The organism is Bacteroides faecis MAJ27 (assembly GCF_900106755.1).
Classification (GTDB): Bacteria; Bacteroidota; Bacteroidia; order Bacteroidales; family Bacteroidaceae; genus Bacteroides; species Bacteroides faecis.
Genome location: NZ_FNNN01000038.1, coordinates 1 through 13655 on the forward strand (window position 1 = coordinate 1; position 13655 = coordinate 13655).

Here is a 13655-nt window from a genome sequence, read left to right on the forward strand (position 1 = left end):
AGCCGGATACGCGGAGACGTGTACGTCCGGTTTGGGGGCGAGCTTCCGAAAACCCACCGTAGTAATACGGCAGGGCGTTGGATGCTTAGCCTACCGCTCAAAGCGGTGCATGACGTGGTTAAGGGCGGTGTCAAGGTGAAGAAGTCCATTGAACTGGTGGCGGAAATCTCCGAAATCTACGTGCGCAATTTCCAAAACATGCTGGCAGACCCGAATTTCACGCCTGACGAACTTTCCGCAATATCGTTCGGCTATGCCAAACTGATGTCGGAAAGCTCGGACGTGTTGCAGGACTTGAAAAATGTAGTGAACATCACGGGTATGTCGCTGACGGATGCCGAACGGCTGGCAATCATCGACAACGCTTATCGAAGTTTGCTCAACTATCGCAACCTTGTGAACTACTACACCCGCAAGAACATATCCGTGTCCTACCTGCGGGCGAAGAAGAAGAACGACACCGACCGGGTGTTGGCTCTCTACGGCTCGGCGGATGAACGCTATTGGTAACATATAATATGGTACGCCTATGTTATTAGCAGCAGTGGATTTTGACAACCTGCACCAAGTGTTGCGGGTGCTGTACGATGAAATGATGCCCTTGTGCGGCAACATGACGGGGGTAGCCAAAGGGATAGCCGGGCTGGGAGCTTTGTTCTATGTAGCCGCCAAAGTGTGGCAGTCGCTCGCACGTGCCGAACCCATAGACGTGTACCCGCTGCTCCGTCCCTTTGCGCTGGGGCTGTGTATCATGTTCTTTCCCACGTTCGTGTTGGGGACTATCAACACGGTATTGTCGCCAGTGGTGAAAGGGTGCAACCAGCTTATGGAAACGCAGACTTTCGACATGAACGAGTACCGGGCGCAGAAAGACCGACTGGAATATGAAGCCCTGATGCGAAGCCCCGAAACGGCTTACCTCGCATCGGACGAGGAATTTGACAGGCAACTGGAAGAATTGGGCTGGTCGCCCTCCGACATGGTGACTATGACGGGTATGTATATGGACAGGGCGGCTTACAACATCAAGAAGTCCGTCCGGGACTGGTTCAGGGAATTGCTGGAAATGCTCTTTCAGGCGGCGGGGCTGATTATTGACACGCTGCGGACATTCTTCCTAATCGTGTTAAGCATACTGGGTCCGCTGGCGTTCGCTATTTCCGTCTATGACGGTTTCCAAAGCACGCTGACCCAGTGGATTTCACGCTATATCTCCATTTACCTGTGGTTACCCGTGTCTGACTTGTTCAGCAGTGTGCTGGCTCGCATACAAACGCTGATGCTCCAAAAGGACATTCAGGAACTTTCAGACCCGAATTTCATTCCTGACGGGAGCAGCACCGTGTATGTAATCTTTATGATTATCGGCATCGTGGGCTACTTCACCATTCCGACTGTGGCAAGCTGGATTGTGTCGGCTGGCGGTATGTCCGCCTATAACCGCAACGTGTCGAAAGCCGGGTCGGTCGCCGGGGCTGCGGTTGGCGCAGTCGGTGGAAAGGTATCGGGAAAACTACTCAAATAAACAACATCAAATTTTTTAAGGATATGGAATTTAAGTCATTGAACAATATCGAAACGAGTTTCCGGCAAATCCGGCTCTTTGCGCTGGTATTCATCTGCCTGTGCGCACTGGTGACGGGCTTCGCCGTGTGGAACTCGTACAGCTTCGCCGAGAAGCAGCGGCAGAAGATATATGTCCTCGACAACGGCAAGAGCCTGATGCTCGCACTCTCGCAGGATATGGCGCAGAACAGACCAGTGGAAGCCAAATCGCACGTGCGGCGTTTCCACGAACTGTTTTTCACCTTATCGCCCGACAAGGGGGCTATCGAAAGTAATATCAAACGCTCGCTGTTCCTTGCCGACAAGACCGCTTTCAACTATTACAAGGACTTGGCGGAAAAAGGCTACTACAACCGGGTGATTTCGGGAAACGTCACGCAGACGGTGGAAATTGACAGCGTGAAGTGCGACTTCGACCAGTACCCCTACAAGGTGAACACCTACGCCCGGCAGTTGATTGTCCGGGAAAGCAGCCTGACGGTGCGAAGCCTTGTGACCTCGTGCCGCCTGCTCAACGCCACAAGGAGCGACAACAACCCGCACGGCTTCATTATCGAAGCGTTCACGATTACGGAAAACAAGGATTTGCAAACCATTAAAAGATAGCCGTATGGAAAGGAAACGAAACTATATCGGAAAGGTGCAGGACTGGGCGGACGACCACCTGCGCCGGATGTGCGGACGGATTACGCCGGGCAAAAGGCTGGCGGTTATCCTCGTGATGTTCTTCTTGTTCGGCGGCTTGTCTATCTACATCACCGTTTCATCAATCTATAACATCGGGAAACGGGACGGGCAAAGGCTGCAAATAGAACACATCAAACAATACCCGCTACATGATAGCGACAGTATCAACCCCTTAAACAGACCGGAATATGGACGAAGTACAGAAGAATGAGAACGGCACGACCGTACCACAAGCGGACGGGAAGCCTGAAAAGGAAAAGAAACCCAAAAAGGAACTGACACCCCAACAGGTGCAGCAGCGCAGGAAAATGATAGTCTTCCCGCTGATGTTCCTTGCCTTTGCAGGGTGCATGTACCTGATATTCGCACCTGCTGATAAAGAGGACGTGAATGTGGAAAGCGTGGGCGGCTTCAACGCCGACATACCCCTGCCCGCAGAGGACGGGATTATAGCCGACAAGCAAAAGGCATACGAGCAGGCGATGATGAACCGCAAGCAGCAGGACAAGATACAATCCTTGCAGGACTTCGGTTTCACGGGGGACAATGAAACAGAAGAACCGCAGACGGAAATCGACCTGATGCCGGAAGAAGATCCGAAGCCCCAACGGGGCGGCGGTGCTTCTTCGCAGGCTGCCTACCGGGACATCAACCGCCAGTTAAGCACGTTCTACGAAATTCCGGCGGTGGACGAAGAAAAAGAGGATTTGAAACGGCAGGTGGCGGAACTGACAGACCGACTGCAACAGCAGCAGAACGCCACGCCCACCGCTGACGACCAAATGGCTCTCTTGGAAAAGTCCTATGAACTGGCGGCAAGGTACATGAATGACGGCGGGCAGAACGGGCAGGTGGCACAAGTGCCTGTTGCTGGCGGCATTGAACGCAAGCCGGATGCGGTGACGGTACAGGCTATTAGGGAAACCACTGTATCGGGATTGCAGCAGCCCATGAGCGATGCCGACTTCATCCGGGCTTACAGCCAGCCACGAAACTACGGCTTCAACACGGCGGTAGGCACGGGGTACGCTATGGGAAAGAACACGGTAGCCGCCTGCATCCACCAAGACCAAACGCTGGTGGACGGGCAGGCGGTGAAACTACGGCTGCTCGAACCCATGCAGGCGGGAAATATCGTTGTGCCGAAGAATACCCTCGTGGCGGGGACGGCAAAGGTGCAGGGCGAACGGCTCGACATACTGGTGTCCTCGATTGAGTACGCTGGCAACATCATCTCGGTGGAACTCGCCGTGTTCGACACGGACGGGCAAAAGGGGCTTTCCGTACCGTCCTCTATGGAGCAGGAAGCGTTCAACGAAGCTATGGCGAATATCGGAAGCGGGCTGGGTACAAGCATATCCTTTGCCCAAAGTGCCGGGCAGCAGGTGGCTATGGACGTGACAAGGGGCTTGCTGCAAGGAACGTCCGGCTACCTCGCCAAGAAGTTCCGAACCGTGAAAGTGAAGCTGAAAGCCGGGTACAAGGTGATGCTTTACGCCAAACAACAATAATTATTTAACCACTAAAATTTCAATTAGCAATGAAACAGATTTTTGTAATGTTCGCCCTCTTGCTGGGCGTGTGTGCGGCAAACGCACAGGAAACCGACACCGTGAAGTATGCGGCTGGCAACGACTTGTACCGGGGCATTACCCGGAAACTCCCGTACCGCCAAATGGTTACGCCCTACGGCGTGGAAGTGACCTTTGCCAAGACGGTGCATATCATCTTCCCCGCCGCCGTTCGCTACGTGGATTTGGGAAGCAACCACATCATAGCGGGCAAGGCGGACGGTGCGGAGAACGTAATCCGGGTGAAAGCCACGACAGAGGGCTTTCCGGGCGAAACGAACTTCTCCGTCATTTGCGAGGACGGCAGTTTCTTTTCATTCAACGCCAAGTACGCCCGTGAGCCGGAAATGCTCAATATTGAAATGAAAGACTTCTTGGAAAATGAAGATACGTCCGACTTCTCGCATACCCGCATGAATATCTATTTCCGGGAACTGGGCAATGAAAGCCCGCTGCTGGTGAAGCTGATAATGCAGAGCATCTACAAGAACAATGACCGGAAAGTGCGCCACTTGGGTAGCAAGCGTTTCGGAATACAGTTCTTAATCAAGGGGATTTACACCTATAACGGGATGCTCTATGTACACACGCAGACGAAGAACAGTTCCAACGTGCCTTTCGACACGGACTTCATCAGGTTTAAGATAACCGATAAGAAAGTGCCCAAACGCACGGCTATTCAGGAAACGGTACTGGATGCGGTACGCAGCTACAACGAGGTGATAGAGATTGCCGGGAAATCGACCGTGCGCACGGTGTACGCCCTGCCGAAGTTTACTATTCCTGACGACAAGCTGCTGGTCGTGGAACTCTACGAGAAGAACGGCGGGCGGCATCAGACCATACGGGTGGAAAACGCCGACATCGTGAACGCAGAAGTGATTGACGAACTAAAAATCAAATAGGGAATGAAAAGACACATCTTTATAATGATGCTCTTTGCGCTGTACCTGACCTCGTTTCAGGCACACGCACAAAGATACCTGCCGGGCATGAAAGCCTTGCAGGTCACGGCGGGCATGACGGACGGGGTGCATTGGAACGCCAATACGGATTTTGCCTACCACATCGGGGCGGCGTACAGCGTTTACACCAAGAACGCCAACCGCTGGGTGATTGGTGGGGAATACCTGCACAAGAAGTATGACTACAAGGATATGAGAATACCAGTCGAACAGTTCACCGCAGAGGGCGGCTATTACCTGAAATTCCTATCGGACAGACGAAAGACCTTTTTCCTTTCATTGGGCTTGTCGGCTCTCGCCGGGTACGAAACAAGCAACCGAAGCGAAAAGCTGCTGCCGGACGGCTCTACCTTGCTGGATAAGGACTGCTTTATTTACGGCGGTGCGCTGACGCTGGAACTGGAAGCCTACCTGACAGACCGGATAGCCTTGCTTGTCAATGCAAGGGAACGGGCGTTGTTCGGCTCGGACATCGGCAAGTTCCACACGCAGGTATCTTTGGGAGTAAAATTCATTATCAACTGACCGCTATATAATAATGTATATGAAGAATGTAATGTATAAAATCATCATGGGCTGCTACATCGTGGCCGCCCTTGTGCTTGTCACCGCCTGTAATGACAGTTTGGATATTCAGCAGGCGTACCCGTTCAGCATTGAAACGCTACCAGTACCCAAGAAACTAAAAGTCGGGGAAACCGCTGAAATACGCTGCCAGTTGGTGCGTGAGGGTTACTATCAGCCGACTACCTATCGGATAAGGTACTTCCAGCCGGACGGCAAAGGGAAGCTGGAAATGGACAACGGCACGGTGTTCCTGCCCAATGACCTTTACCCGCTGGAGAAAGAAACATTCCGGCTCTACTACACCTCGGCATCGACAGACCAGCAGACGATTGACATTTATATTATCGACAGCTTCGGACAGATGCAGCAACTTACACTATCATTTAATAATGACAACAGCGAAGAAGAAACGGAAACAATAACCCCCTAACAATAAAATGACATGGTAAAAATAGAATTGGATATAAAAGGTATCTCGTGGTATATAGAAACCACGTTGGAAACAGATACGGTTCCGGCAGTAGGTGACATCATTATCGTGGATAAGGACTGCATTTCCGCACGTGACAGGGCTGAATTGTGGAAAATACCGTCCAATCAGGTTTTCAAATGGGTGGACGAAGAAGAAGATATGCCCGTTATGGAATGGTTTGACAACGACACGGAAATGCTTGTCAATAAGCGGACTTGGAAATACGACATCGAGGAAGAAGAAACCGTGTGCATACTTAGTGTAAAATTTATTCACTGTGAGGATTTGTAGCTGTGATATTCGTTTAATGATACGCAAAGCGTAAATATTGGGCAGACAGCCCGCCGGGAAGCATCGGCGGGCTGTTTCCATGATAGGGAAACGAGCGGCTTCTTTGTTACTTTCTTCACCCGCTGGCAGGCTCACGGAAGAAAGTAACGGCGGCAAACAGCCGCCGTTCTCTATCAACTGATTTTAAGGCTCTTTATGGACGTGTATTTCTCTAACCACACCTTTACCTGTTCCATGTTATATTCGCCCGTTATGACCGCCGTATGGTCGTTTATGGCTACAAACCGGACACTTTCATAGCTGTTTACCCAGCCTTGCAGGGAACAGACACCCCACGTTGCAACATCTTCAAAAACACTGCGGTCTATTTGGCTGATTGGCTCACCGAAAACTACCGTCATTGTCTGAAAGTCCGGTTTGTCCTCCAACAGTTGCAAATGGCGCAACGTGCCGAACTCGTCAATTTTACGCCCCCACGCCCATACATCATTATATAAATCATCGTCCCACTGGTGCGGGCGGTCGAAACGAACTTTTACCTCTATGGTGTGTTCGTTTTCTTCTGTGTCCTCGATAACGCCCGTTACCATTAAGCCCGTAAAAATACACTCGCAACGCTTGCCGATAAGCTCCTTGTTTACTTCTGTCGTTTTCATATCCCTAAAATTTACTTATTACTCTGTTCTTTTTTCGCTATCCACCCGTCACGCCTGCGGCGGCACTCTGCCAGCGTTTTGGCTACCGTGCTGAAAAGTTCCATACCGGTATGGCGGTAATCGTACTGATAAAATGTTTGTCCCTTAAATGCGCTCAAACGGCATTTGACAAACTTTTCCTCTCCCAGTGTTTGGGTGATACTTACCCCGTTTTTGTTAAGTGACTGCATGATGTCTTATTTTTTTATGGTTATAAACTTGGTTGTTTTTAGCGGGCAGGGCTTTGACACCCCGCCCGGATTGGTTGTTATGCCGCACGGAACACAAAGCCGTCATCAAACCAGTAATCGCACATAAACAGGTCACGGGCAAACCTTTGGTAATCAAAGTATGTTTCGGCGAAGTCGGGAAGTTCGTAGCACTCGGCGACTATTTGCGTGGCAAAATCTTCTTCATCGTCATATTGTCCTATATACTCGTCTTGAAAGGCTTTTATCAAGTCGTCTGCATCTTCTTCGCTCAAATCATGGCTTTTATAGTTGCACCACACGAAAAAGGCTTCCTGTTCGGTGTCGTTCAAATCTTCCACCGCATCACGCAAGGCGAAGAAGTTTTCAGAAATCCAGCTTTCACCGATTAAGCCCTCCGGCACGTTCTCCCAGTCTTGAAACATATATTCCGCATCTTCTTCGTCCTCGTGCAGTTCCCGGCAGGCTTCGTAAAATTCTTCCTTGTCTGAATAGTCCGAAAGGTCGAGCCATGCGCCGTACAATGAACCGTTGTTATACTTGGCGTAAGTGCCTACATAAACCCTTGCTTCTGATAATGTCGTTGCTTCCATGATTGTAATTTTTTTAAGTTTATGCGGATTTGAGAGGTGAGGGAGTTGAAGTTTCACTGAACTTTTTTCCTGTTTCCCGTAAATCCGACTTTTTTTTTATGCGTCTTCCGGTCGGGTCGGTCGTTTTCGTTTCACATAGGCGTAAAAGGGTAGTGTTTAGAGTTTGCAAGGTTTTGGGCAAAAAATACCTCGCAAGGCAGGGAAGATTTTTCGCCAAACCGGAACGGCTCGACCTTGCAAAATCGTGAAGAACACGTAACTACCTTTGCCTATTGAAATGATTAAAACGACCGTCCCAGCTGGGGGACTGCGTAAGAGGAAGATTTACAGATAGGGAAACAGGGGAAAAGTGCCTGTTCTCTTTCGTCTTTTAGGGAACACTCCATGCGGGCAGGAAAGGCAAGGGTATTGTGAGTTTGCTTGCAAGACGCTTGTGCGGGTTTCCAACGGCTCTTTTCACGAAATACAGTCAGCCATGCCACGCACGGCTGGCGTTTCGGGGAATGTGCCAATTGGAAAAAGATATAAAAAATGCGGGTAGTCGGTGGACTGCCCGCAAGGTAAAAGAATGTAATTTATTGGAATATAGTTTGTTAAATGGAATTTCGTTACTAAAATCGTTACCTATTCTGTTACCAACAGTATATAGGTAACTAAAAACTCACATGGCGACTTCCTTGTAAATTTTCTCGATGCCGACAAACTTCTTGTCAAGCCCCTGCATATCGCTGCCTATCTTGCTGTTGGTGATGCGGGCGTAAATTTGCGTGGTTTCTATATTTGTGTGTCCCAGCATCTTGGACACCGTTTCAATGGGTACACCCTTTGACAACGTGGTGGTCGTGGCGAACGTGTGCCTCGCAAGGTGGAATGTCAGGTTCTTTTTAATACCGCAAATATCGGCAATCTCTTTCAAGTAGGCGTTTAGCTTCTGATTGCTGATTACGGGAAGTATCTTGCCGTCCGGCAACTTGCCCTTGTACTTCTTCAAAATCATCTTAGGAATATCCAGCAGGGGAACATTCACGTCCGTGTTGGTCTTTACCCGCTTGGTGATTATCCAAAGGTTGCCGTCAAAGGACTTTTGGATATTCTCCTGCCGCAAGTTGGCAACATCGCTGTAAGCCAAACCGCAGAAACAGGAAAAGACGAACAAGTCCCTGACGTGTTCCAGCCGTTCGGAAACCATTTTCTTTTTAAGGATAATTTTTATCTCGTCCTCCGTCAAGTAGCCCCTATCCACTTTTTCCAGCCGAATTTTGTAGCTGGCGAACGGGTCGCCCACCAGTATGCCGTTGTTGCGGGCAATGATGATGATGCGCTTGAAGAACTGCATGAACTTGGCGGTGGTGTTGTAACCGCACTTGCAGGCGGTACGCAAATACAACTCAAAATCGGTAATGAACATTGGAGTAATTTCCTTAATGGATATGTCCGATACGTTGTACTTGCTGCGGATGAACTCGGCAAGGTGGCGGCGGGTCACTTCATACTTGCGGTAGGTCGCTATCGTCTTGGATATGCCCACAAGCTGCTTCACATCGTCATTGTGCTTTTGGAACAATGAAAGGATTGTTTCGTGGCTCTCGCTGTGTCCCAAGAACTCGTTCTTCACTTTCTCGGCGGTCACGTAGTTGTCACGCCGCTGCATTTCGTGGTAAATGGTGTTCAGGGAAGAACGTATGTCATCCAGCAGGGCGTTTATTCTTCCGGCATCCCTGCCTTTGGCTTTGCCTGCGGCAATGCTCCAGTTATCGGGCTGGATGCTCTGTTTCGTACTGAACTGGCACTGTTTGCCGTCAATGGTGATACGTGCCATAATCATTACCTCGCCGTTTTTCTTTTCAGAACCTTTCTTCAAATAAAAAAGAACCTTGAATGTCGATTTCATAACTCACTTTTTTTAGTTGCAAAATTACTTTTTACCTCTCGTTTTTGAGTTATGCAGACTATGGACTAATCAAGTCATTATCAGGTCATTTATGGACAAATCGTTACCGTTTTTGTCCGGTGGGGAATAGGTAACGATTTAGTAACGAAACTTTGTCTTTTACCGTACTTTTGAAGTCTTGGAAGCAGGACTTTCGGGCAATAAAAAAAGCCACAAATCATTGATTTGTAGCTTTTTGTCCATTTACTGTCCATTTCTGTCCAGTAAGTTCAGCGGAGAGACAGGGATTCGAACCCCGGGTACCTCGCAGTACAACGGTTTTCAAGACCGCCGCAATCGACCACTCTGCCACCTCTCCAAAACTCCTTTATCAGAAGTGCTTTCCGTTGAAAGCGGTGCAAAGGTACGAATCATTTTTAAATCTGCAAACAATCTGACATTTTTTTCGCGAAATAATCGTATTTTTGCAGCATATAATAAGTATAAAGATATGATATATCCTCAAAATTTTGAGCAAAAGATAGGATTCGACCAAATAAGACAGTTACTGAAAGATAAGTGTCTCAGCACTTTAGGCGAAGAGCGGGTTTCAGACATGAGCTTTTCCGAACAATACGAAGAAGTGGAAGAGAGATTGAATCAGGTAACCGAGTTTGTGCGTATCATTCAGGAAGAAGACGGGTTTCCGGATCAGTTTTTCTTCGATGTCCGTCCGTCATTGAAACGAGTGCGGATAGAAGGTATGTATTTGGACGAACAAGAACTATTTGACCTACGCCGTTCATTAGAAACCATTCGTGATATTGTACGCTTCCTTCACCGGAATGAAGAAGAGGAAGAAAACAATGTCCCCTATCCCAGCCTGAAACGACTGGCGGGAGACATTGCCGTATTCCCCCAATTGATCGGTAAGATAGACAGTATTCTCAATAAATACGGAAAAATTAAAGATAATGCTTCCAGCGAGTTGGCACGTATCCGTCGGGAGCTGTCCAGTACAATGGGAAGTATCTCACGTTCACTAAACAGTATCCTGCGCAATGCACAATCTGAAGGCTATGTAGACAAAGACGTAGCTCCGACTATGCGTGACGGACGTCTGGTAATTCCTGTCGCTCCGGGACTTAAACGAAAAATAAAAGGAATCGTACACGATGAATCGGCAAGTGGGAAGACCGTATTCATCGAACCGGCAGAGGTCGTAGAGGCCAACAACCGTATTCGCGAACTCGAAGGTGACGAACGTCGGGAAATCATTCGTATCCTTACAGAGTTTTCCAATATCCTGCGCCCATCTATTCCGGATATCCTCCAGTCGTATGAGTTTCTGGCAGAGATCGACTTTATCCGCGCAAAAAGCTATTTTGCCATACAGACCAACAGCCTGAAACCGGCAGTAGAAAAAGAACAACTATTGGATTGGACAATGGCCGTACATCCATTGCTGCAACTCTCATTAGCCAAACATGGAAAGAAGGTAGTCCCCTTGGATATAGAACTTAACCAGAAGCAACGCATCCTTATTATTTCCGGTCCGAATGCCGGAGGTAAATCAGTCTGCCTGAAAACTGTCGGATTGCTACAATATATGCTGCAATGCGGTATGCTGATACCTTTGCACGAACGTAGCCATGCCGGTATGTTCAGCAGCATCTTTATCGACATCGGTGACGAGCAGTCCATTGAAGACGACCTGAGTACTTATTCTTCCCATCTGACCAACATGAAAATCATGATGAAGAACTGCAACGAACGCAGCCTCATCCTGATTGACGAGTTCGGAGGAGGTACAGAACCGCAAATTGGAGGTGCTATCGCTGAAGCCGTATTGAAACGCTTCAATCAGAAAGGAACGTTCGGAGTGATAACGACTCACTATCAAAATCTGAAACATTTCGCAGAAGATCATGAAGGAGTGGTCAACGGCGCTATGCTTTACGACCGTCATTTGATGCAGGCACTTTTCCAACTACAGATCGGAAATCCGGGCAGTTCATTTGCCGTAGAGATTGCCCGAAAAATAGGATTGCCGGAAGATGTTATCGCAGATGCTTCGGATATTGTAGGAAGCGAGTACATCAATGCCGACAAATACCTTCAGGATATTGTACGTGACAAACGCTACTGGGAAGGAAAACGACAAACCATCCGCCAGAGGGAAAAACACATGGAAGATACCATTGCACGTTACCAGGCAGAAATGGATGAACTACAGAAGTCACGGAAAGAGATTATCAAGCAGGCAAAAGAAGAAGCAGAACGAATGTTACAGGAATCGAATGCCCGTATTGAAAATACAATTCGTACCATTAAAGAAGCTCAGGCAGAAAAAGAAAAGACCCGTCAGGTACGTCAGGAACTAAACGATTTCCGCACTTCACTGGAAACGATGACTTCCAAAGAACAGGAAGAGAAGATTGCCCGCAAAATGGAGAAGCTGAAAGAGAAACAAGAGCGGAAGAAGAACAGGAAAAACGAACCGAAAGCTACTGCATCACAGACACCCGCCGTTCCTAAAGTCATGCCTCTCACTGTCGGTGAGAATGTAAAAATCAAGGGACAGACAAGTGTCGGACAAATAATGGAAATCAGTGGTAAAAATGCAACCGTTGCTTTCGGAAGCATTAAAACCACAGTGAAACTGGAACGTCTGGAACGAAGTAATGCTGCCCCGAAAACGGAAAGTATTGCCAAAAGCACGTTTGTCAGCAGCCAGACACACGATCAGATGTACGAAAAGAAACTCAACTTTAAACAAGACATCGATGTGCGGGGAATGCGTGGTGACGAAGCGCTTCAAGCCATCACTTATTTCGTAGACGATGCTATCCTGGTCGGCATGGACCGTGTACGCATCCTTCACGGAACAGGAACCGGAATACTCCGTACACTCATCCGCCAATACCTGTCCACCGTACCAGGTGTCAGGCATTATGCAGATGAACATGTCCAGTTCGGAGGTGCCGGAATTACGGTAGTCGATTTTGACTAATCTGTAAACAAAACGATCGAAGAACTTGTTCTCTTTTAGAAAACCACTACCTTTGTTACAGTGGTTTTCTAAAACGAGAATAAAGCATGAAAAATAATCTGTTAAGCGAAAAGCTTATTTATACCGGGGACAGTCTGACCCCTACCCACCTACATCTCTGTACATACAATGCAACCGAGATACAGGAAAACTCCGGTGTCAGTTTTCAAAGCGTCAAAGAAACGCTGGATAACGAACGAATCAACTGGTTGCAGGTACATGGACTGAAAGACACGGAAACCATCCGCGAAATTTGCAGCCATTTTGAGATAGACTTCCTCGTTTTACAAGATATATTAAATGCCGACCATCCCACCAAAATAGAAGAACATGACAAATATATTGTCCTGATCCTGAAAATATTCCATCCCAATGAGCATAAAGAGGATGATGACCTCGACGGATTGCTCCAACAGCAAGTCTGTATCATCCTGGGAAACAATTACGTACTCACTTTTCTCGAAAAGGAAACCGATTTCTTTGATGAAATCAACTCCGCCCTGAGAAATGATGTGCTGAAAATCCGTAGCCGCCAGACGGATTATCTGCTCAGTGTACTGCTGAACAGTATAATGGCAAACTACATCTCAACCATATCTTCCATCGATGACGCACTCGAAGACCTGGAAGAAGAACTACTTATGATCACAAACGAAAACGACATAGGCATCCAGATTCAGGGCTTGCGCCGCCAATATATGCTGATGAAAAAAGCCATTCTTCCGCTTAAAGAACAATATGTAAAATTGCTGCGGGCAGAAAATCTCCTTATACATAAAGTGAACCGTGCATTCTACAATGACGTAAACGACCATTTACAGTTTGTATTACAAACGATCGAGATCTGCCGGGAAACATTATCTTCATTAGTCGATCTGTATATCTCAAACAATGACTTACGAATGAACGATATCATGAAACGGCTAACCATTGTATCCACCATTTTTATCCCGCTTACGTTTCTGGTCGGTGTATGGGGAATGAACTACAAATGGATGCCTGAACTGGACTGGCGATACGGATATTTATTTGCCTGGATTATCATGGCGATTATCGGTATTATTGTATATTTGTACTTCAGAAAAAAGAAATGGTATTAATTAAAGCACACCCAACC

At 48.0% G+C, this 13655-nt stretch carries 16 protein-coding genes and 1 tRNA gene; 11 read left to right on the forward strand and 6 right to left on the reverse strand.

The features are described 5' to 3' along the window. The 9 genes from BLW31_RS23895 to BLW31_RS21880 form a co-directional block, all read left to right on the forward strand. Positions 1 to 510 (forward strand): hypothetical protein (locus tag BLW31_RS23895; RefSeq protein WP_501037358.1); only part of this gene is annotated, 510 nt, incomplete at its 5' end. Positions 511 to 529: 19 nt separating this feature from the next. Further along, the gene (gene traJ, locus BLW31_RS21845) at positions 530 to 1525 is read left to right on the forward strand and encodes a conjugative transposon protein TraJ (RefSeq protein ID WP_004294831.1); all 996 of its coding nucleotides are present in this window, start codon (positions 530 to 532) and stop codon (positions 1523 to 1525) included. A 23-nt stretch (positions 1526 to 1548) separates the two neighbouring features. Further along, complete coding sequence (traK, locus tag BLW31_RS21850) at positions 1549 to 2172, forward strand: conjugative transposon protein TraK (RefSeq protein WP_004294832.1); 624 nt, start codon at positions 1549 to 1551, stop codon at positions 2170 to 2172. A 4-nt stretch (positions 2173 to 2176) separates the two neighbouring features. Then, positions 2177 to 2464, forward strand: coding sequence for a TraL conjugative transposon family protein (locus tag BLW31_RS21855; RefSeq protein WP_004294833.1), 288 nt, complete (start codon positions 2177 to 2179; stop codon positions 2462 to 2464). Further along, positions 2442 to 3764 carry a conjugative transposon protein TraM gene (gene traM / locus BLW31_RS21860; RefSeq protein ID WP_004294834.1) on the forward strand — a complete coding sequence of 441 codons (1323 nt, stop codon included), beginning with the start codon at positions 2442 to 2444 and terminating at the stop codon, positions 3762 to 3764. The genes BLW31_RS21855 and traM overlap by 23 nt, the downstream gene beginning before the upstream one ends. Positions 3765 to 3793: 29 nt before the next feature. Then, a complete protein-coding gene (gene traN / locus BLW31_RS21865; protein WP_004294835.1) occupies positions 3794 to 4729 on the forward strand; it encodes a conjugative transposon protein TraN in 936 nt (311 codons plus the stop codon). Positions 4730 to 4732: 3 nt separating this feature from the next. Beyond that, complete coding sequence (locus BLW31_RS21870; RefSeq protein ID WP_004294836.1) at positions 4733 to 5314, forward strand: conjugal transfer protein TraO; 582 nt, start codon at positions 4733 to 4735, stop codon at positions 5312 to 5314. Between the two features lie 13 nt (positions 5315 to 5327). Beyond that, a complete protein-coding gene (locus tag BLW31_RS21875) occupies positions 5328 to 5786 on the forward strand; it encodes a DUF3872 domain-containing protein (protein ID WP_008017164.1) in 459 nt (152 codons plus the stop codon). Between the two features lie 12 nt (positions 5787 to 5798). Further along, positions 5799 to 6119: a hypothetical protein gene (locus BLW31_RS21880; protein WP_004294838.1), complete on the forward strand. Its 321-nt coding sequence runs from the start codon at positions 5799 to 5801 to the stop codon at positions 6117 to 6119. Positions 6120 to 6292: 173 nt separating this feature from the next. Here BLW31_RS21880 and BLW31_RS21885 read toward each other — a convergent pair whose 3' ends face one another. The 6 genes from BLW31_RS21885 to BLW31_RS21915 form a co-directional block, all read right to left on the reverse strand. Beyond that, a complete protein-coding gene (locus BLW31_RS21885) occupies positions 6293 to 6775 on the reverse strand; it encodes a DUF7258 domain-containing protein (RefSeq protein ID WP_004294839.1) in 483 nt (160 codons plus the stop codon). An 11-nt stretch (positions 6776 to 6786) separates the two neighbouring features. Beyond that, positions 6787 to 7005: a DUF3873 family protein gene (locus BLW31_RS21890; RefSeq protein ID WP_004294840.1), complete on the reverse strand. Its 219-nt coding sequence runs from the start codon at positions 7003 to 7005 to the stop codon at positions 6787 to 6789. Positions 7006 to 7082: 77 nt separating this feature from the next. Then, positions 7083 to 7616 carry an antirestriction protein ArdA gene (locus tag BLW31_RS21895; protein ID WP_004294841.1) on the reverse strand — a complete coding sequence of 178 codons (534 nt, stop codon included), beginning with the start codon at positions 7614 to 7616 and terminating at the stop codon, positions 7083 to 7085. Between the two features lie 281 nt (positions 7617 to 7897). Continuing rightward, entirely contained in the window at positions 7898 to 8128 is a 231-nt protein-coding gene (locus BLW31_RS21905) for a hypothetical protein (RefSeq protein WP_226777273.1), read from the reverse strand. Between the two features lie 149 nt (positions 8129 to 8277). Beyond that, positions 8278 to 9507, reverse strand: coding sequence for a site-specific integrase (locus tag BLW31_RS21910; protein WP_004294842.1), 1230 nt, complete (start codon positions 9505 to 9507; stop codon positions 8278 to 8280). 273 nt (positions 9508 to 9780) lie between these two features. After that, a tRNA-Ser gene (locus BLW31_RS21915) sits at positions 9781 to 9865 on the reverse strand. A 132-nt stretch (positions 9866 to 9997) separates the two neighbouring features. Between BLW31_RS21915 and BLW31_RS21920 the strand changes: the two genes are divergently transcribed. Continuing rightward, complete coding sequence (locus BLW31_RS21920) at positions 9998 to 12499, forward strand: endonuclease MutS2 (RefSeq protein WP_010537332.1); 2502 nt, start codon at positions 9998 to 10000, stop codon at positions 12497 to 12499. 86 nt (positions 12500 to 12585) lie between these two features. After that, positions 12586 to 13638 (forward strand): magnesium/cobalt transporter CorA, encoded by a 1053-nt coding sequence (gene corA / locus BLW31_RS21925; RefSeq protein ID WP_010537331.1) that lies wholly within the window; start codon positions 12586 to 12588, stop codon positions 13636 to 13638. The last annotated feature ends 17 nt before the right edge of the window (positions 13639 to 13655 follow it).

Excerpts from the sequence above, each read along its gene's own strand:
- traJ (WP_004294831.1), top strand. The coding sequence starts at position 530 with ATGTTATTAGCAGCAGTGGATTTTGACAACCTGCACCAAGTGTTGCGG.
- traK (WP_004294832.1), top strand. The coding sequence starts at position 1,549 with ATGGAATTTAAGTCATTGAACAATATCGAAACGAGTTTCCGGCAAATC.
- BLW31_RS21855 (WP_004294833.1), top strand. The coding sequence starts at position 2,177 with ATGGAAAGGAAACGAAACTATATCGGAAAGGTGCAGGACTGGGCGGAC.
- traM (WP_004294834.1), top strand. The coding sequence starts at position 2,442 with ATGGACGAAGTACAGAAGAATGAGAACGGCACGACCGTACCACAAGCG.
- traN (WP_004294835.1), top strand. The coding sequence starts at position 3,794 with ATGAAACAGATTTTTGTAATGTTCGCCCTCTTGCTGGGCGTGTGTGCG.
- BLW31_RS21870 (WP_004294836.1), top strand. The coding sequence starts at position 4,733 with ATGAAAAGACACATCTTTATAATGATGCTCTTTGCGCTGTACCTGACC.
- BLW31_RS21875 (WP_008017164.1), top strand. The coding sequence starts at position 5,328 with ATGTATATGAAGAATGTAATGTATAAAATCATCATGGGCTGCTACATC.
- BLW31_RS21880 (WP_004294838.1), top strand. The coding sequence starts at position 5,799 with ATGGTAAAAATAGAATTGGATATAAAAGGTATCTCGTGGTATATAGAA.
- BLW31_RS21885 (WP_004294839.1), bottom strand. The coding sequence starts at position 6,775 with ATGAAAACGACAGAAGTAAACAAGGAGCTTATCGGCAAGCGTTGCGAG.
- BLW31_RS21890 (WP_004294840.1), bottom strand. The coding sequence starts at position 7,005 with ATGCAGTCACTTAACAAAAACGGGGTAAGTATCACCCAAACACTGGGA.
- BLW31_RS21895 (WP_004294841.1), bottom strand. The coding sequence starts at position 7,616 with ATGGAAGCAACGACATTATCAGAAGCAAGGGTTTATGTAGGCACTTAC.
- BLW31_RS21910 (WP_004294842.1), bottom strand. The coding sequence starts at position 9,507 with ATGAAATCGACATTCAAGGTTCTTTTTTATTTGAAGAAAGGTTCTGAA.
- BLW31_RS21920 (WP_010537332.1), top strand. The coding sequence starts at position 9,998 with ATGATATATCCTCAAAATTTTGAGCAAAAGATAGGATTCGACCAAATA.
- corA (WP_010537331.1), top strand. The coding sequence starts at position 12,586 with ATGAAAAATAATCTGTTAAGCGAAAAGCTTATTTATACCGGGGACAGT.